Genomic DNA, 18760 nt, shown 5'->3' with positions numbered 1-18760 from the left:
TATACTTGAGCTCTCTCCTCGTGACAGGCTTCTCTATTATTCAGGCTGGACAGATAAAGAAAAAGGGACAGGTTGGGCAGCGAAAAGGATCGGGCTGGGCCGGAAATTGTTGCTGTTCCAGACCCTCAATGGCCTGCTTAACGCTCTCATAGAGGCTGAGCTCTTTTTTGGAGCTGATGGTGATGGGAGTTGTCTCGCCGGTGCTCATATTGTGGCTATAGAGTTCAACGTTCTGACCTGGATACTGCTGGCGATAGCCCAGGGTATAAAAGAGCTCTCGTGTGCCCGCAGTTGGCTTCTCTTTGCGTTTACCGAAGCTCGTGCGAATGTACTTCGTTGCCTCGCCACTCTGTTCTGCCTCCTCAATGCGATCGATAGTGACATGAATCTTCTGACCTCCGACATCCACCTTCACAGACTGATGGAGCTTCCATATCAGATTGTGCTGTACCGTTAATCGCTGGCGAACCTGTTCGACGACCTCATGGCCGTGTTCTTCATATAAGGGTGCAAAGAGGGCCTCAGGTCCACCCAGGGCATTCCAATGCTGCGAATAGAGCTCCTGAATCTCTTCCTGCGTGGGAATGCGCTGATGACTCTCTTCGGACGCTTTTTCCAATTGCTGCTGAAGCTCTTCGACTGTGTTTCTTGTAGCCTGCCAGAAGAGACGGTAGGTATTCTCATCGCTGGTGAAGTGATAGATGGAGTTATAGGCGTACTCTCTTGGGCAGCGTTGATAGGCCTCGATGGCATTGATGCTCAGAGTTGGTGAGCGCATGGCCTTTACAAATTCGTCTGAAGGTTGAGAAGAGAATGGGAGGGCTTTCTCTTCGCTAATGACCGTCTCTTTTGTCGTCTTCTCGTCCCAATGAATCTTGCTAAATCGTTCAGCATTGATGCCAGCCTCAAGCGCATCCAGGTATGGCGAACGTTTATATTTTCGTTTTCCATAGCTCTCACTATAACTTAAGATCAATTGATCGCGAGCACGAGTAACCCCCACATAGAAGAGGCAGGCCTCCCCATTCTCATGTGCGGCACTCCCCTCACTCTCCACTGGAAGCATACCAGAAGGATTTGCGACTGGTTTTGTGCGAGCCTGAAGAGGAAATTTCTGTTGCACGAGATAGGGAAGATAGACAACTGGAAACTCCAGCCCTTTGCTGGCATGAACCGTCATAACGCGGATAATATCCGACTGTTCATTCTCATCTTCTTCACTACTCTGGCGGCTTCCGCCCTCTTGCTTTAAGAGCACGAGAAGGCTGAGATATTCGAGAAAGCCGCGGAGCTGCTCAACCAGGGCCGGTTTCTCGGGCATATCGCTGGGAGCGCTCTCAGGAGACTTTCGTGGGTGGAGAGGCTGCTGCTGATCGTAATGGCGAGCAAGTTGCAACAACCGGGCATAATCGGTCAGTATCAGTTGTTTTGCTTTGTCGACTGTTTCCAGGAGATTACGGATAAGGGGCGTCTCAATCAATAGATACTGGGCTAAGAATGACCAGACATCACTGCTTCGCTCTGCGCTATGTAGAATCTGAGCGATGCGTATCAGCGCATGGCGACCTTCAGCACTCATGGTCAGGGGAGCTTCACCATCGAGCAGTAGTTGACGCAGATTGGTTTGAGGTTCCCGAGCAGCCAGGAGAAGGGCCTCAATATCGTGTTGAGAGAGGGGATGCTCGGGCTGCCTTCCTGCTCGAAGCAGCCCCATCCCACTATTATTGGTCAGGAGCATCAAGATTGAAAGCACATCCCGAATATGTTCTTGCTCCAGCATCCCGCCCTGTTCAACGATGGGGAGACCCTGGGCCGCGAGCGTGCGCGAGATCTTTTGAGCTTGAGCGCGTGTGCGGCACAGAACGATCATATCGCGATAGGCATAGCCCTGGCTATGTTTAAACTGGATATCCTGAGCAATTCCTGCCAGCTCATATATCTCATGGCTGGCTCGTGCCAGCGTGACATATGCATCGTTCTGTGGCAGGCGGACCGGCTGATTCTTGCCTGGTTCCTGACCCAATTCAAGTTGGACGCAACGAAAGGCTTCAGCTAGAGCTACCAGATCGGGACGAGAACGATAATTCCGGCTAAGGGGAAGCACACGAGCGCCTGGAAAATCTTGTTCAAACTGACTGATATTGGCGGAAGAGGCTCCACGAAAGCCATAAATAGCCTGATTGGAGTCGCCAACGACCCAGACATTTTGTGTACTGCCAGCCAGCGTGCGTAAGAGAACGCCGCTGGCGCGATTGACATCCTGAAATTCATCGACCAGTATCTGTTGATACTTCCATTGGATCTCGGTTAACAGAGCAGGCTGCTGACGTAACAGTTCGATGGCAAGCATGAGCAAGCCACCAAAGTCTGTATCACCGCGCTGTTGGAGCGCCTGTTGGTAGAGAGCATAGACATGGGCTACCTCCAGAGCTTTTTCGGCCTGTTCGAGCGCTTCTGGATCGCTGGCCTGTGCCTGCATGCGTTGCCCTAGCTCTGCATAGTCCTCAGGTGTAATGAGCTCATCTTTGGCACGAGAGATAGCTTTTAAAATATCTGGAAAATAAAAGGCAGGAGCCTGAAGCTTCTGATAGTGGCGCAGGCGAAGATCATTGGCCTGCTGGCGGAGCATAAAATAGCCTTCCGCCTCATCAATGAGCGCAAAATCTTTGCGCAATCCGATGAGATGACCATGCTGGCGCAGCAGATCGGCACAGAACGCATGAAAAGTGCTCACTTTGGGCAGCGTTGGGTAATCAGCACTGAGCACATGCTGGAGGCGCTCCTCCATCTCCGATGCCGCCTTGCGCGAAAAGGTTAGAGCCAGGATCTGCTGTGGTAAAAGATTTCTTTCGCGGATCAGATAGATCGCGCGTCCAATCAACGTGCTGGTCTTGCCGCTACCGGGACCAGCCACGATAAGCGCAGGCGTCTCGGCCTCAATCGCTGCTTGCTGAAATTCATCATAGCGTTTGGCTGTGGTATTGGCTGCTGCCGCTGGTTGTGGTGAGGCCAGAGGCTCCGTTTCGGATCGTGCTACTGGCTGTTGTAATAGCTCGGCCAGACGATTAAGCAGGGCAGCGTTCGAGATACCAAAGCGAGCAGCAATAGTTGGTGCCGGAACTTGTTCTACGAGATAGAGGGTACGCAAGCGATCAAAAGGGATCAATAGCTCGGCTGCAAAGAAATTGGCGGCCAATTCGCGCTGACTGCGTGGATCGTAGGTATGGCCAATCCCTAATTTCTCTTCAAACTGTTCCTCATCTAACAATAGAGATAAATTTTCCTGCACATCGGCTTCATGACAGGGATCGATACGCGAGAGTAGTGGGACATCCAGGAAGGCAGACGGTGTTGTTTCAAGTGGTGATGTAAAGCGCTGAGAGAGCTCTAGAAAGCGTTTTCCGCCCTGACAGTGTAGAATGGCATGCCCCAGTTCATGGGCCAGCGTAAAGCGCCGTAATGTCTCCTGCATTGTCCGCCGGAGCCAGATCAGATTTTCATCCTCATCGGCATCCATAAAGCCGTAGGTTCCCTCTGGATAATCTGAAGGATGGAAGGTCTCTACATCTAGCTTTAACCACTCGGCTAGCGCATCAACCGGAGTTCTATCATCGACCCATTCAGGATGGGCAGATCGATAGGCTCGCAGTAAAAGCTGGGCCGCAGTCTCGGCCATTGTACGCATTGCGTTATCCACGAAGCTCTCCCTATCAAATAGTTCAACTGCAAAATCTCAGCACTCCCTTCTATTATAACCCAAAAATGGGAGTTCCCTGGTATCTATTCTGCAAAAAGTCCAGGATATTCCAATTCCAGGTTGGTCCTCGCTTATAGAGCCCTGGGTGAGTCATCTGGCAAACTATCGTTTAGTTTGCAATTTTGATATAATGATCTGGATCAATGAGCGAGAAGCCTTACAGCAGCTGTGCTTAGCGTCTAGAGAGTTTCAACTATACTATTATTGACCGGTATCTTTTGTAAGGAGCATTATTTCATGAATGCTGAAGAGATTCTTGCGCAGGCGAAACGAGAGCCGCTTGAGAATTGGGTTATCTTTCCGCTCTTACAGAGCAAAGTAATCTGGGGAACGATAGGCTGGGCCTTAGGATTTCTGCTAGGTGCAGGCTTATTTGTGCTGGCTGTACCAATTGTTATTCCATCGAACTATCAGAATGGACTTATCTCAGGAATCTTTACCACCCTCATTTTGCTTATTTTTGCATTTGTCGGAGCTGGTAGCCTGTATCTTATGATTAGCGATCTTCGGCGTTTATGGCAGGCAAACACGCATCTTATCGTCATTACCGAGCAAGATTTTGTGAAGCAAGAGGGAATGAAGATTATTCATGTGCCACTGGCTGATGTGCGCTATGTTACAGCTCGTGGTCGAGCGCCGATTGATCGTAGCGTAGGCGTTGAGGATGATGCAACCAAACAATTACCGAATATAGCTGAAAGCATGTTAGGTTTTTTTGTTGGACGCGGCTTCTCAAAATCTGGGATAGAATGGCGTAAGAAACGGATGCGCACACCTACGTCTCTGGCGTTTATGGATACGCGTACAGATAAAGAAGTCACCGTAGTCACCGATGGATCTTTTGGCGATCCCTTCCTGATTGCAGCCGTTCTGAAGAAGTATACCCTTCCACCAGATCATCCCGACTACTAGACCAGGAAGAACCAGCAGGAAGAACAAAAAGAGCACCATGAACGGTGCTCTTTTTTGTTTAACTATGTAGATGAATTATTTGATGATACCGTAATCCATCTTCAACGTCAGAATACGCATGACTGATTGATTGATGCGATCTTCAGTCAACTTGCCCGTTGAGATAGCTTTTTCTAGAGCATTGATGATGCCCTGTACTTGATCTACGGTATAGGGGCCTTCCAGAAGATCGTTGCCAGCCATCACGGCTTTAACTGCGATCTGGCTGAGCTCTGCGACCGAAGGTGAGTGGGGTCCATAGCCATTATCATAGAGCCCCTCCATATACAGGCCATCAGTAATAATCACACCTGAGTAGCCAAGTTCTTTGCGCAATAGACCATCAACCACTTTGGGTGAGAGTTCAGCCGGTACACCTGCGTCGAGAGCAGGCATATTCACATCAGTAGTCATAATCATCGCCGGATTTGTCTGCTGAAGGAGAGCCTTGTAGGGAGCAAGATCAATTTTCTCAAGATCATCTTTTGTGCGATCTACTTTGGGTAGAACCTTATGGGGATTACCGACAGCCGCACCCAGGCCAGGAAAATGTTTCAGGCAGCCAATGATGCCATTTTGTTGTAAGCCATCAATGAATGGGCCAGCGAACTTAATGACCGTGTCAGGATCGGTTCCAAACATACGTGTAGCCAGCCAGTCGGGAGGAGGATTAATCGTCTGCACATCGACCACTGGAGCAAGATCAGTGTTGATGCCCAGTTGCTTCATCCAATCCGCTGATTGTGAGCCAGCTTTCGCAGCGACCTGTGGGTCACCAGTTAATCCCATATCCGTCGCATTCTGGGTTGCGCCAAAGATCGTTTCCAGTTTATTGACACCACCCTTATTCGCAAGATCACCGCCGCCTTCCTGATCAATGGAAATAATCAAAGGAATTTTGGCATCTTTTTGAGCCTTTTGTGAGAGCATACTAATGGCGCTTGCTGTATTATTCGGTTCATCAAAATTATGATTAACTGGTTGATAGAGCAGTCCACCGACATATTGTTGCGAAATCATATCTGGTAAGGCGGTATTATCGTAGAGCGTTCCTGTATATTCAACAATGAGTAGCTGCCCCAATTTTTCATCGAGAGACATTGTCTTTAGCATCTGAGTAGCCTTCTCAATATGCAAGCGGTGCCCGGCCTCACTGACGCCGTCGGGAGCTTTTTGCGAGGCAAGTTGAGTGTCTGAGGAGGAGTCATGTGAAAAACTCAGTGAAGATGTGCTGCACCCTGTTAAAAGTAGTGCAAGCAGGCAGGTAAAGAGAACCTTTTGTGAAGTATAGAGTGAATAAGGATGTGTTTTGGAGTGTTTTTGCATAAAGCATGTGCCTCATATCGTAGCTAAAGAACAGTACCGTCTTTAGTATAAAAGCCTAGAGAAGGCGAGAAAGCAGTACAACTTAAATCTCTTCGTAGATAGTATCGTGTATAGAAATGGATGTGTCTAATAGGATGGGATAGGAGTAGGACCTATTTCCTGTTTTTGTTTGACAAGAATGAGTAAGAGTGGGAGAGAAATGTTGGAAGAGAGTTAAAAAAGGGAGGAGATGGGCCTTCCTGGACTCGAACCAGGGACCTCAGTCTTATCAGGACTGCGCTCTAACCACCTGAGCTAAAAGCCCGTATAAAAACTGCTTGTGCAAGCGGGTGGGATGGCGACGTCCTATTTTCCCATGCAGTTGCCCACAGAGTATCATCGGAGCTGGAAGGCTTAACTTCCGTGTTCGGGATGGGAACGGGTGTACCCCTTCCGCTACAGTCACCATACCACCTGCGTGTACAAGCAGTAACACACCGGAGTGTGAAATGGAGATAAGGAGATTCGAACTCCTGACCTCCTCCATGCCATGGAGGCGCTCTACCAGCTAAGCTATATCCCCAGAAAAAACCTCATTTGAGAGGAAAAGATCACTCTATCAATCAGACGAGTGAAGTGGGCCTTCCTGGACTCGAACCAGGGACCTCAGTCTTATCAGGACTGCGCTCTAACCACCTGAGCTAAAAGCCCATTGAAGAAACCTGCCGCCTCTACCAGGCGGGTGGGATGGCGACGTCCTATTTTCCCATGCAGTTGCCCACAGAGTATCATCGGAGCTGGAAGGCTTAACTTCCGTGTTCGGGATGGGAACGGGTGTACCCCTTCCGCTACAGTCACCATACCACCCGCATGGAGAAACGGGTAAGTATCCTGTGATATCTTTTTGAGATATCGATTACAACCTTCGAGAAGATCGTAAGAGTGGAGACGAGGGGATTCGAACCCCTGACCTCCGCCGTGCAAAGGCGGCGCTCTACCAACTAAGCTACGTCCCCAGATATTAATACTGCTTCACCAATTTTTTTATTGGCCTCGCGTATCTCTCTTGCAGAGTATACCACGTCTGTCAAGTAGTATCAATAAAGTGGGCCTTCCTGGACTCGAACCAGGGACCTCAGTCTTATCAGGACTGCGCTCTAACCACCTGAGCTAAAAGCCCGTCTGGAAAGAAAGAGTCATAAACCAATGGGTGCTCTCGAACAACTAAAGAGTGGTAAGGCTCACAAGTTCGAACGCCAGTTGAACTGAAAGCTTGCGAATACCTTCACTTAGAAAGTGAAGTTTCGACCTAGGAGTGGATGGAGGTGCTTGCTCATTGCTGAGAAAGGTCCATCGAAGCTCCCTAGAAAGGAGGTGATCCAGCCGCACCTTCCGGTACGGCTACCTTGTTACGACTTCACCCCAATCACCGACCCCACCCTCGACGCTTGCCCCCCCGAAGGGTTAGCCCAGCGGCTTCAGGTGTTGCCGACTTTCGTGGTGTGACGGGCGGTGTGTACAAGACCCGGGAACGTATTCACCGTAGTGTGCTGACCTACGGTTACTAGCAACTCCCACTTCATGGAGGCGGGTTGCAGCCTCCAATCTGAACTGAGGCCGAGTTTGACGAGATTGGCTCCCCCTCGCGGGTTCGCAACTCTTTGTCTCGACCATTGTAGCGTGTGTGTCGCCCAGGACGTAAGGGCCGTGCTGACTTGACGTCATCCCCGCCTTCCTCCACGTTAATCGCGGCAGTTTCGTTAGACCATTCAACTAACGACAGGGGTTGCGCTCGTTGCGGGACTTAACCCAACATCTCACGACACGAGCTGACGACAGCCATGCAGCACCTGTGGAACCGCCCCGAAGGGACAGCGCGTTACCGCTGGTGCAATTCCATGTCAAGTCCTGGTAAGGTTCTTCGCGTTGCATCGAATTAAACCACACGCTCCGCTGCTTGTGCGGGTCCCCGTCAATTCCTTTGAGTTTTAATCTTGCGACCGTACTCCCCAGGCGGACCACTTCAAACGTTAGCTCCGGCACTGAAGGGGTCGAACCCCCCAACGCCTAGTGGTCATCGTTTACGGCCAGGACTACCGGGGTATCTAATCCCGTTCGCTCCCCTGGCTTTCGCACCTGAGCGTCAGGTGCTTCCCAGGACACTGCCTTCGCCATTGGTGTTCCTCCGGATATCTACGCATTTCACCACTCCACCCGGAATTCCGTGTCCCTCTGAAGCCCTCAAGTCGGGCAGTCTTCATACACCCTCTCCAGTTGAGCCGGAGATTGTCAGTACAAACTTACCTGACCGCCTGCGTGCGCTTTACGCCCAATAAATCCGGACAACGCTTGCCCCCTACGTATTACCGCGGCTGCTGGCACGTAGTTAGCCGGGGCTTCTTCCTTGGGTACCGTCCGTTCTCGTCCCCAAGAAAAGCAGTTTACGATCCGAAAACCGTCATCCTGCACGCGGCGTTGCTCGTTCAGGGTTGCCCCCATTGACGAAAATTCCTCACTGCTGCCCCCCGTAGGAGTCTGGGCCGTTCTCAATCCCAGTGTGGCTGATCGTCCTCTCAGACCAGCTACTGATCGTCGCCTTGGTAAGCCTTGACCTCACCAACTAGCTAATCAGACGCAGACCCATCCCAAAGCGCCCTTGCGAGCTTTCCTCTTGCGAGCATATGCGGTATTGTCGGCGATTTCTCGCCGGTATTCCTCACTTTGGGGCAGATAATCCACGCGTTACTCACCCGTCCGCCACTCACTCATTGCTGAGTGCGTTCGACTTGCATGTGTTAGGCACGCCGCCAGCGTTTATCCTGAGCCAGGATCAAACTCGCCATCCAATAATGTATATGTAAATCTCTTTACAAGAGAATTACGATGTTTGATTGGTGCAAGCTTCTCAAAGTTATGACTGGCTTAAAGTTCTTGTTGTTTTCCTTACCACTCTTCAGTTGTTCAAGTGCAGTATAAGCGCTTTTCAAAGGCTTACGCATCTCTCGCGCCTTTCGTTTATTCTGTCTGGCGCAAGAGAGATAATATCATTGCTCCGTTCTCCTGTCAAGAGGTTTTCTGATGAATTTGCAAATCTGCTCAAAAACAGGGGGAGAGCCATGAAAATCGGGCCTTCCTCGCCCTTTGGGGGCTTGTTTATCTTTCTTGACGTCGTTCGTGATCGGTATACTCCTCGATGGGGATAACTTTCTCTTTATCTTCTCCTGTGGGAACGTGAGTACTCTGTTCCAGATAATAGCTGATAACCATAGCTGCTCCTACTCCAAAAGGGATAAAGCCTGGCAGGAGCCAGGGGCCGAGGTGGAGGGGAGTCTTGATGGTTTCTGGTAAAAAGAAGCCGATCGGATAGAGTCCGATGGTCAGGGTGAGACCAACCATCATAGTGATTAATCCTGCTCGTAACATTCCTCGACTGCGCCGTCGTTTCTGTACAATATCAGGATGTAATCCTTGCTGAATCATAGCCATCCGTTCGCGATGATTAATATAACGTAAGAGAACAATGAAGCCGAAAAAGAAAGCCAGCGCAATGAGCCAGCCAATGACAATAGTAAAGATGGTATAGGACATGCTCAACTCCCCTTGTTGATAGTGAACTCTATGGTAAGATACGATACGTGTAGAAAGATGTTTCGTCAATATTGCTGAAACATTTTGCTGCCATCTAATCTCTAACTATATATGATGAGTGAGTATCTCTTGCAACAACCACATAGTATTGGAATGCCGATCTCGCAGTCTGCGGGCTCCGCATCTGAATTAGATGATGCCGCACTCGTTGTTTCCAGTCAAGCGGGCGACCAGGATGCATTTGCGCTTCTGGTACAACGACACCAACGGCGTGTTTTTAATCTCGTTTTTCGCATGCTGCAACAGTATGAAGAGGCGAACGAAGTGACCCAGGAAGCTTTCCTTGCTGCCTGGCAAGGCCTTGGCTCTTTTCGTGGTGATGCTCGCTTCTCGACCTGGTTGTATCGCATCGCTTATAATTGTGCCTTGCGACAGTTAGAGCAACGGAAACGAGATGGTGCTTTGCAGACAGCGATGCAGGCTGAACAGCTTCATCATGAAGAGAGCGTGAGTGCGACGATCAGAGAGCATGAGCGTGCAGCTGCTGTACGGGAACATCTCTCAACGCTCCCTGCAAAATACCGCATTGTTTTAGTATTGCGTCATTTACAGGAGATGACCTACGAGGAGATGGCTGAGATTCTCACTATGCCAGTGGGAACAATTAAGACACATTTATTTCGAGCGCGTAATTTATTAAAAGAGCGTATAGAGTCTTTTGAGCAAGAGTGGAGAACGAGAGGTTAGTGTATGCAATGTTCGCGGGCAACTCAGCAGTTACAACTGTATCTCGATAAGCAGTTAACGCTGGAGCAGCTACGGAGCCTTGAGTTTCACCTCTCAGATTGTTCAGCTTGTCGGAACGAGTTGTATCTGTTTGAAGAGGTTGATGCGGCTTTACGGGATCTGATGCCAATCGTTGAACCTGACAATCTGACTGCCAATGTCATGCAACGCGTTGCACTTGACGTTCAGCAGCAGGCCCAGTTGGTGCAAAAACGTTCGTATGATCTGTTTCGCCCATCTTTACAGGAGCTCTTCACTGTTGTGTTGTTGGCAACGGTGGTGATGGCGGTGATAGTGGTGAATGAGCCAGATCTGCGTGCTGCTATACCGTTGTTTTATGGAAATGCTCTTCTTTCTCAGCTATGGTTGAATGTATGGAATCTGGTGTTGAGCGCCAATAGTAATACGCTTATGACGATATTCTGGTTCTTTGGCACTGCTTTTGGGGTCTGGATTACTCTGGTTTTAGCTGGTGCGGAGATGCGGATGATCTGGTATAAGTCTGTTATGGATCGTATTACTGTCTGGTAGCTTGTTTTTATAGTTTGTCGTGTTTCTCTCTCAGCGATAAGAGGCTGATCCTCACGTTTCACAGGCGTACTATACTAAAAGAAATGATGGGAATTTTGTGGTGTGGAGTTAAGAATGGTGAAAAAACGTACGCCTGTGGAAGTTCTCTACGGTTTTTTTCTACTTTGTCATCCTCTCCCTGTCTTTTTTCATGCTGTGGCTGTGTCTCTTTTTGCTTTCATGGCTGGTTGGCCTGTGTTCAGATGGGGAACTCTCGCCCTGGTTATCTCTGCACATGTGGCGATGCAAATAGCTATTGCGATATTTAATGATTATTGCGATCGTCACCTTGATGCTCAGAGCCGATCAGATAAACCGATTGTGCGTGGCTGGATTCGGCCCTCAGAAGCTTTTCTGGGGGGACTTTTTTTCTGTGGTTTGATGATTCTGCTCTTGCTTCCTCTGAACCGGCTGGCTCTGCTGATCTCTCTTTGCTATTTGACGTTGGGGCTGAGTTATAATATTGGGCTGAAGGCAACTTTATGGAGCGGTATTGTCTTTGCTGTGGCCATTCCGTTGATTCCGCTCTACGCCTTTGTTGGGATGGATGTCTGGCACCCCTTTGTCTTCTGGCTCGTTCCCGTGGCCGCTCTGGTGGGCATTGCACTGAATTTAAGTAACTCTCTGCCTGATATAGAGGATGATGCCTCCCATCATACACGGACTCTGGCCGTCGTTCTAGGTCCTGATAGAACGTTGCTGCTGACTCCTACCTGCCTCCTCTGCGCCACTGCTATTATTGCGATCCTCACCATGTGGCAAGTTGTTGCAACAAGAGGGCTGATTACTCAATTGACTCTACTGGAGATTGGATTGTTGGGAGTTGGACTGCTCGTCTCCTGGCGCTACTGGCTCGATGAGAAACGACGCAAGCTCTATTTTTATCTGATCGTAAGTGGTTGTTTCTTATTGGTTGGTGGTTGGCTCATTGGCATTTTATCCTGATAGAGGGCCTATCGCTTTGGAGAGATAATGTGGGTTGTAGTGGATAAGAGATGGATATGTTGTAGTTTCGGAAAGATGAGGGAAGAGAGTGCCAATCCGTCTAACAGTTGTTGAGTCTCTATTGGGCCATCTCTTGCCGTTGCCTTTGCTAGATACTCCTCTTGCCCCTGGTCTGGCGAAGGTGATAGTCACAGCCTGTGAGCTTGGCCTGTTTGATGCTTTGGGTGAGAAAGAAGAGTATCTCCACATCTTAGCTGAACGCCTTGAATGTGCGCCTCATGGGCTGCAATTGTTGATGCAGATCCTGGTTACCACGGGCTATCTACGCTATCAACGGGGACGCTATGCGAATACTCGTCTGACCAGACGCTGGCTGGTCAGCAGTTCTCCATTTAATCTTACCCCTTATCTGCTGCATAGCCCTGATGTTGTTACTATCTGGGAGCAGTTGCCTGCGGTTGTGCGCTCTGGCAAGCAAGTAATGAGTATGCCCTATGAAGAGGATGCAAGTCAGCCAGAGATGAAACTGTTATTGGCCAGACATTATGCTGGTCTGGCTTCCTTAGCCATGGCTCTGGGGGGAGAGATTATTCAGCGCATTCGGGTCTCTGCACAGGCTGACGCTCTATTGGATGTTGGAGGGTCACACGCTGCCTTTAGTGCTCTGCTCTGTCAACGTCATCCTCATGTGCGAGCTACGATTCTTGATCTTGAGCCTGGATTGGAAGCGGGCCGAAGAACGGCAAAGCAGCAGCATCTTGAAGAACGTATGAGTTTTGTGGAGAGTGATATTGTGCGTGAAGATTTCACGCAAGTTCTGGATAGCCGTTTTGATCTGGCCTTTTATTTTCATATAGCACATTTATTGCAGCCTGGACTGAATCAAGCTGTTCTGCGCAAAGTTATCGCATGTCTTAAACCTGGTGGTCAACTTATCTTTGTGGATCAGATTGTAGATCAAAAACCCTGGACGCGCTCGGGTGCATTGATGGTGCAGTTTATGGAGCTCACCATGCTGACTGTGGGGGGGACCTGTTATTCCTTTGCAACTATCAAAGACTGGTTGGAGGGATTGGGGATGGAGCAGATACAGAAGCATTGGCTGCTGACGCCGGGGGTAAGTATGATCAGTGCAGTGAAAAGATACAGCAACTCGTGGTCGCGGCTTGAACCTGGGAATACAGGATCAAAAGAGTGACTGCTTATGGTTATATGTTTTTGTGGGATTTGCAGTCAAGCAGAAGTAGGGCTTCTTAATTGGCCAGTATTGTCATGAGCCTGGGCTTAATGAAGCATCAGCATTCTTGCTTGTGTATTTGATTGAAGAATACACAAGCAAGAATGCTTTGGCGGTTTTTCCTAAAGGATAGATCTCTGCCATTTTTTAATATTGTGAGCTTTCTAATGCCCCATAGCCTCAAGCCGCTCTATACTCTTCTGACTTAATGATAAAGTTTCTGTATGATTGCTTTGTAGCAGTGCGATACGCGCTAGACCGTAGAGCGCCTTAGCTATCACCTCACTATTCTGGTCTGTAGTATTGTGCTGTTTGATTACCTCGTGAAAAACGGCAGCAGCAGCATCTAATTGACGGTGTCTCAGGTGTATTTCTCCCCAGTCATTAAGAATGCCACTGATATGCCAGGAGGAACCTAGCTGTTGAGCCAGCTCAAGGCTTTCCTGGAAGCAGATATTGGCCGACGCGTACTGTTCTTGTCGTCCGAGCAGGCTACCAAGATTAGTAAGTGCAAAAAGTAAATTTTCGCAATGGTCGAGTTGGCGGGCGATATCGACGCTTTCGCGTAAGTATTGTTCGGCCTGGACATGTTTGCCCTGTTCCCATGAAGTTGCTCCCAGGTTTGAAAGGACGCGGGTTGTATGCTCCTGGTGTCCTATCTGTCGGGCTAGAGCAAGTCCCTCGTGATAATAAGCAGCAGCCTGACTGAATTCCCCTTGATTCCAGTCTGTGCTGCCGCGAGAATTGAGTAACCTGATTTGAACATCTTGATTGTTTAGCCGGCGGGCTAGGACCAGATCTGTGAGACAGTACTGATCAGATTGATCGTAATTCCCGAGCTCCCCTGTAGCTGTTCCCAGGCTGGTTAGCAGATGGATTGTTGCCTGTTGATGACCCTTTTGCTGAGTCAGGCTGAAGCCTTCTTGAAAATAGAACATAGTCTGCCTAGAATTACCTTGTAGCTGCAACGTTCTACCTCGCAGGCTAAGCAAGGTACAGATGCGTTCACTATCGTCGAGCTGGCGGGCAAGGCGTAATGCATGTTCTATATGAGTCGTTGCTTCTAGACAGTCTCCTCGTTTATAAGCTGCTTGCCCTAGAGAGGAGAGGCGATCACACTCTATCCTGGTTTCTTTAGGCGTGAGAGCCAGAGCCAAGCCTTGTAAACCGTCGTTTTGTGCCTCCTCATAGATTCCGCACATCATTGCAAAATGTGCCAGGCGTTGTAGGACTAGTAGTCGGTCGGCTGGATGTATCTCGCCCTGAGGAACATGTAAGGCTTTTTTGAGGTAATAGTAGGCCTGTTTATAGAGCCCTCGTAGATGCATGAAATCGGCAAACGCAATGATCCCCTGAATCAAAAAAGTATGCATTTCGAACGTAACAGCACAGTCTAGCGCCGCTAAAATGTTGGTTACTTCAGATCCGAGGGCTTCGTAGTCGTGTTGCCTGGTCTGAATGTATTCCACCATAGTAGAGACCAATCTTTGCCTCGCTTCCGTAAGCCCTCCAAGGGTAGCAGCATAATCCGCAATGGTCTGGTGTAATGTATAGCGGCCAGCCCCGTAACTCTCAAGTAATCCAGCATCCCAGAGTATATCTAGTATCTCCACTGTTTGCTGGCTGACCAAGAGCGCGGCCTCTTCTGAAAAACTGTTGGGTTTTGGTGGGAAGGTCGCAAGTGCACATAAGGCAGCATGTGCTTGCAGCGGAAGGTGTTGATCACTGACCTGGATAGTAGTGTACAACGAGAAAGGGATACCATCAGGTAAATCAGTGCTGGATTTGTCCGGCATTATTGGCATGCTGATATGAATACGTTTCTCTGTAGAATGCAATTGGTTGAGCGCAGTTTGTAAGCGTCTGGGTTGTTGGGTAAAGGCCTGTGCAGCAAGGTATTTTCCCATTAACGTTAATGCCAATGGCAATCCACCGACCAGGCGTTCGAGGGTCTGTGCTTGTTCTGGCTCACTTTGAACGAGTTGCGGGACGAAACGGGCCAGTAACGCAACCCCATCAGCTTCTTGAAGTTCTGAAATAGCTTGAGCGCTATCAGGTGTAAAGGCAAAACCAATGTGGGGTTGACGCGTTGTGAGCAGGTGTGCACAACGGGATCCACCAACCTGTAGAGCCATAGCATCTTCTATACTCCAGGCATCATCAATGATGAGCAGCATACGACGTTGTCCAATGATTGCATGCAGTGTTCTGCTCCAGGCTTTACTACTTGTGACGTTTTCTACATCCTTCGGTGAAATACCCAGCAGTGCTCCCCAGTGAGTCAGTAGCCCCAGCCTATTGGGGTTTGGGCCCAGTCCCGCCCACAGAATGCCGTCCCGAAAATGATTTTGCACCTCGCGATCTGTGGTTAGCGCAACAGCTATGGCCGTTTTGCCAATACCGGGTAAGCCATAAAGTGCCGTTTGAGCATATTTTTCTGTATGAAGCAGCACCTGTTTGATTGACTGTAAGGTGTTTTCTCTGCCAATGAGTCCATTGACGTGAGAATATGTCGGAATGGTTGGGTCCGTCAGGGTGGCCTCTGTTTCTGGCTGCGCTACCTGAGATTGATACGTGTGGGGCCCTTCCTCCTCGAATGTATCTTTGATGCTTACTACTAAACCCAACTCCTGCACACTTTTCCCAAAGAGCAGACAGATTTGCTCGCGATAGTAGGGGAAGGGAATCGCCTGTCCCTGTTCCCAGCGAATAACAGTTCTAGTGGTTACTCCCAGGGCTTCTGCGATCTTTGCCTGAGACCATCCTCGCTGTTCTCGTGCAACTTTTAAGGGATGTGCTTTCATTTTCCTCTTCTAATATAGTATTTTCCCCATAGCATATGCACTATTTGCATAATTATTTATACGAGACGGCTAAAAGCTGAAGATAGTGAATGCAGGGGGAGAGACGAAAGTTGTCATGTATTCGTCACCTCGCTGTCATTGTACCATATCAGTACCTTGTATAAAATATAGGATAAGAAGGGTTTCTACAATCCATTTTGAAGCTGAGAGACGGGCTCTCTTTTCACAGCTATACGTATAGCTATGAAATAAGTGTTCAAGATAAAGACAGTAATTTTGAATATATCGTGCAAAATTTTTCGATAGAGAGATGACAATCAATGTATGGAAGCCCTGGACAAGAAATATTTTGCATTTTATAGAGATGTGCGTTTTTCAAAGTATTTTTAGCAAACACGTGCTGCCGTATCTGCCATGGAAGGATTTGAATTGAAAAAGATTTTCGTCGCTATTTTTATGGTGCTTATTGCGCTGCTGGCTATCAGTCCTGGAGTCCAGGCTGCCCCCGCTAGAACTACAACTGCACTAAAAGTGCAAACTGTAGGCACATCTGGCATTCGCTCTTCGTCTGTCTCAGGGTATTACTCCTATTCTTCGTATGATTACACACAGCAGGGTGATAGCTATTGGTATGCAGATGAACAAGCTATTAGTGGAAGTCTAGTGGTGAGCTCCTCTGGATCTATCCAAAGTTCCCACGCGGAGTCTCAATCAGAAACCTGGTCGGCTGATTTAACGCTTGGTGGTCAACAGGATATTACTGCCAGTGTTGGTTTTCAATGGAACCACTCTGCTACTGATACAACAATCTATACGATCTTTGGGACGCCTGGAAGAACTGCTCAGATGATGTTTCGTCCTAAGATGCATCAAACATGGGGCAGTATGCATCAGACTGATTGGTACTATGATCCTGGGGCTGCCGATAATGGTCAGAATGGCTGGACTGGGGTAGATAGTTATTATAACGCTTCTGGAGCCACCCCTGTGACTTTCAGCAATGGACAGTTAGATGGAGAGAGATATCTCGCATATGCGGGCAATCTGGTCTCCAATGCTAGTTTTGAAGGTGATCTCTATAGTTGGGGTGATTACCATCCTGGTGGCCAGGCCTCGGCACAAAAAGTGGATAGTGATTGGCCCTTCGATGGTGGCAAAAAATTGACTCACTGGCTGGGTTCTAAGTATATCCAGGATACCTATCAGATCATCAACGATGTTCCTCCGGGCACTTATTTTGCTAAGGTGTGGGTGCGCTCCAGCGGTGGACAGAATCATTTGCAACTCTATGTTGATCAGTTTGATAACTCGAACCAGGGGCGGCGGATTACCACTGATCTGGGCGGTCAGGCAGTGAGCGGTTGGAACTATATTACGATCGATAATATTAAGGTGACCAATACTACGGTCTCGCTCAATCTTTACTCCGATGCCGGGGCTGGACAGTGGGCCGCCTTTGATCAGGTGACCTTCCAGCGCTATGGTCAGATTTAATGGATAGCCTTTTCACTGAGAAGTTCTGGATCTGATAGGAGCCCGCAATTTCTTACGAGTATGTACAGGGTAGAGATGGTTAAGCCATTTCTACCCTGTGATGAGTATTGTCAGCAATGTAGAGGTTAGGAATGAAGCATATACAGAAGCATCGGTTGCTGACGCCAGGGGTAAGTATGATCAGTGCAGTAAAACCATGATTGCTACAGTAGATAGCAAGAGCTACCCGCCTCTGACTTCATATAGAGAAATTAGAGGGAGGTAGTTCACATAGAAAAGTCGATGAAGTATCTGGTTTATTTATATCTTTAAGCTGTTTTTTTGCTGAATTATGCGCGCTCATAGTGCATAAACACAACGCCTGATGGAAGTGGCCTGGCTTCGACCAGGCGCAGATTAACGCGCAGCCCTTCAGGAAAAAGCTTCTTGCCACTACCAAGTACAAGTGGGTAAACATGCAAGTGGTATTCGTCGATCAGATCATGCTCGGCCAGCGTATGGATCAGCACGCTACTGCCATCAATAGCAATATTTTTACCTGGCTGTGCTTTTAACGCGCGTACTTCTTCAACGACGTTGCTGCTAATCAAAGTAGAGTTGCGCCAGCTCGAAGTTGTTGTCAATGTTGTAGAAACGACGTACTTGGGCATGGTGTTCATGAGGTCGCCGAATGGGTCACCGGCAGCCATTGGGTCAAAGGCTCCGCCGTGGATCTCCCACGTTTTGCGTCCCAGAAGCAGTGCGTCAGTCCTGGTCATCTCCTGAAAGAAGTTCGCCCCAATCTCATCGTGCCAGAACGGCCATGTCCATCCACCATGGGTAAAGCCACCCTCTGTATCTTCTTCTGTGCCCCCTGGTGCTTGTATCACATTATCCAACGACACAAACTCTGATACAACAATTTTACGCATGCCTACCTCCATTGCGATCAATAACAAGCTTTTAATGCTAGAGCTATCGTAGTAATAAATAAACCCATCAAGCTACAGGTCATCCCTTCTGTCACCGAGGGGCAGTGCAAGAGTGCCTGAACGGACTGGCGGGTACTCTTACACTATTCTCTTTGTGCTCTCGCAAAGCGGTTATGGAAGGTAGTTTTTACCATGCCATTTTGCTAGATTGTTGCTACATTGTAGGAAGCTAAAGGGGAATCTGAAAAGCGTATAAAACAAGAAAACAAGGCTGGAAGTTCTTTTGTAAGAAGCTTCCAGCCTTATTGTTTAGTCGGGGTGAGAGGATTTGAACCTCCGACCACTACAACCCCATTGTAGTGCGCTACCGGGCTGCGCTACACCCCGTTGCTCCGGTCTCTCGGGAACACAA

The 18760-nt window shown here is 48.8% G+C and carries 11 protein-coding genes, 6 tRNA genes and 3 rRNA genes; 6 read left to right on the top strand and 14 right to left on the bottom strand.

From position 1 onward, the window contains the following. Window positions 1-40: 40 nt before the first annotated feature. Window positions 41-3697: a UvrD-helicase domain-containing protein gene (locus EL628_RS20800; protein ID WP_126581768.1), complete on the bottom strand. Its 3657-nt coding sequence runs from the start codon at window positions 3695-3697 to the stop codon at window positions 41-43. Between the two features lie 297 nt (window positions 3698-3994). Here EL628_RS20800 and EL628_RS20795 point away from each other — a divergent pair, with 297 nt between their 5' ends. Beyond that, window positions 3995-4669 (top strand): hypothetical protein, encoded by a 675-nt coding sequence (locus EL628_RS20795; RefSeq protein ID WP_126581767.1) that lies wholly within the window; start codon window positions 3995-3997, stop codon window positions 4667-4669. A gap of 75 nt (window positions 4670-4744) precedes the next feature. Here EL628_RS20795 and EL628_RS20790 read toward each other — a convergent pair whose 3' ends face one another. The 10 genes from EL628_RS20790 to EL628_RS20745 form a co-directional block, all read right to left on the bottom strand. Beyond that, the gene (locus tag EL628_RS20790; RefSeq protein ID WP_245994190.1) at window positions 4745-5821 is read right to left on the bottom strand and encodes a glycoside hydrolase family 3 protein; all 1077 of its coding nucleotides are present in this window, start codon (window positions 5819-5821) and stop codon (window positions 4745-4747) included. A gap of 443 nt (window positions 5822-6264) precedes the next feature. After that, window positions 6265-6338: transfer RNA gene (locus EL628_RS20785), tRNA-Ile, on the bottom strand. A 28-nt stretch (window positions 6339-6366) separates the two neighbouring features. Then, window positions 6367-6483: ribosomal RNA gene (gene rrf / locus EL628_RS20780) — 5S ribosomal RNA — on the bottom strand. Window positions 6484-6523: 40 nt separating this feature from the next. Further along, window positions 6524-6596: transfer RNA gene (locus EL628_RS20775), tRNA-Ala, on the bottom strand. Between the two features lie 54 nt (window positions 6597-6650). Further along, window positions 6651-6724: transfer RNA gene (locus tag EL628_RS20770), tRNA-Ile, on the bottom strand. Between the two features lie 34 nt (window positions 6725-6758). Next, window positions 6759-6875: ribosomal RNA gene (rrf, locus tag EL628_RS20765) — 5S ribosomal RNA — on the bottom strand. An 81-nt stretch (window positions 6876-6956) separates the two neighbouring features. Then, window positions 6957-7029 (bottom strand) — tRNA-Ala (locus EL628_RS20760). Between the two features lie 90 nt (window positions 7030-7119). Next, a tRNA-Ile gene (locus tag EL628_RS20755) sits at window positions 7120-7193 on the bottom strand. Window positions 7194-7380: 187 nt separating this feature from the next. Then, window positions 7381-8859 (bottom strand): 16S ribosomal RNA (locus EL628_RS20750). A 307-nt stretch (window positions 8860-9166) separates the two neighbouring features. Further along, window positions 9167-9601, bottom strand: a complete 435-nt coding sequence (locus EL628_RS20745; RefSeq protein ID WP_126581765.1) for a DUF6249 domain-containing protein — start codon at window positions 9599-9601, stop codon at window positions 9167-9169. Between the two features lie 129 nt (window positions 9602-9730). On the opposite strand from EL628_RS20745, the gene EL628_RS20740 reads away from it, so the two are divergent. From EL628_RS20740 to EL628_RS20725, 4 genes are all read left to right on the top strand, one after another. Then, the gene (locus EL628_RS20740) at window positions 9731-10348 is read left to right on the top strand and encodes an RNA polymerase sigma factor (RefSeq protein ID WP_161975634.1); all 618 of its coding nucleotides are present in this window, start codon (window positions 9731-9733) and stop codon (window positions 10346-10348) included. Between the two features lie 3 nt (window positions 10349-10351). After that, window positions 10352-10918: an anti-sigma factor family protein gene (locus EL628_RS20735; RefSeq protein ID WP_126581763.1), complete on the top strand. Its 567-nt coding sequence runs from the start codon at window positions 10352-10354 to the stop codon at window positions 10916-10918. A 114-nt stretch (window positions 10919-11032) separates the two neighbouring features. Next, the gene (locus EL628_RS20730) at window positions 11033-11902 is read left to right on the top strand and encodes a UbiA family prenyltransferase (protein WP_126581762.1); all 870 of its coding nucleotides are present in this window, start codon (window positions 11033-11035) and stop codon (window positions 11900-11902) included. Between the two features lie 88 nt (window positions 11903-11990). After that, complete coding sequence (locus EL628_RS20725; protein WP_126581761.1) at window positions 11991-13100, top strand: class I SAM-dependent methyltransferase; 1110 nt, start codon at window positions 11991-11993, stop codon at window positions 13098-13100. Window positions 13101-13303: 203 nt separating this feature from the next. On the opposite strand, the gene EL628_RS20720 is transcribed toward EL628_RS20725, so the two are convergent. Beyond that, the gene (locus EL628_RS20720) at window positions 13304-15943 is read right to left on the bottom strand and encodes a tetratricopeptide repeat protein (RefSeq protein WP_126581760.1); all 2640 of its coding nucleotides are present in this window, start codon (window positions 15941-15943) and stop codon (window positions 13304-13306) included. A 429-nt stretch (window positions 15944-16372) separates the two neighbouring features. Between EL628_RS20720 and EL628_RS20715 the strand changes: the two genes are divergently transcribed. Further along, window positions 16373-17437, top strand: a complete 1065-nt coding sequence (locus tag EL628_RS20715) for a hypothetical protein (RefSeq protein WP_126581759.1) — start codon at window positions 16373-16375, stop codon at window positions 17435-17437. Between the two features lie 329 nt (window positions 17438-17766). Here EL628_RS20715 and EL628_RS20710 read toward each other — a convergent pair whose 3' ends face one another. After that, window positions 17767-18348 (bottom strand): dihydrofolate reductase family protein, encoded by a 582-nt coding sequence (locus tag EL628_RS20710; RefSeq protein WP_126581758.1) that lies wholly within the window; start codon window positions 18346-18348, stop codon window positions 17767-17769. A 313-nt stretch (window positions 18349-18661) separates the two neighbouring features. Further along, window positions 18662-18735: transfer RNA gene (locus tag EL628_RS20705), tRNA-Pro, on the bottom strand. Window positions 18736-18760 lie beyond the last annotated feature (25 nt).

It is taken from the genome of Tengunoibacter tsumagoiensis, assembly GCF_003967535.1.
Lineage (GTDB): Bacteria > Chloroflexota > Ktedonobacteria > Ktedonobacterales > Ktedonobacteraceae > Tengunoibacter > Tengunoibacter tsumagoiensis.
This window is presented reverse-complemented; position numbering and strand designations above follow the sequence as displayed.

What these genes read in the sequence shown, in the direction of transcription:
- EL628_RS20795 (WP_126581767.1), top strand. Translation starts at nt 3,995, where the DNA reads ATGAATGCTGAAGAGATTCTTGCGCAGGCGAAACGAGAGCCGCTTGAG.
- EL628_RS20790 (WP_245994190.1), bottom strand. Translation starts at nt 5,821, where the DNA reads ATGCTAAAGACAATGTCTCTCGATGAAAAATTGGGGCAGCTACTCATT.
- EL628_RS20745 (WP_126581765.1), bottom strand. Translation starts at nt 9,601, where the DNA reads ATGTCCTATACCATCTTTACTATTGTCATTGGCTGGCTCATTGCGCTG.
- EL628_RS20735 (WP_126581763.1), top strand. Translation starts at nt 10,352, where the DNA reads ATGCAATGTTCGCGGGCAACTCAGCAGTTACAACTGTATCTCGATAAG.
- EL628_RS20730 (WP_126581762.1), top strand. Translation starts at nt 11,033, where the DNA reads ATGGTGAAAAAACGTACGCCTGTGGAAGTTCTCTACGGTTTTTTTCTA.
- EL628_RS20720 (WP_126581760.1), bottom strand. Translation starts at nt 15,943, where the DNA reads ATGAAAGCACATCCCTTAAAAGTTGCACGAGAACAGCGAGGATGGTCT.
- EL628_RS20710 (WP_126581758.1), bottom strand. Translation starts at nt 18,348, where the DNA reads ATGCGTAAAATTGTTGTATCAGAGTTTGTGTCGTTGGATAATGTGATA.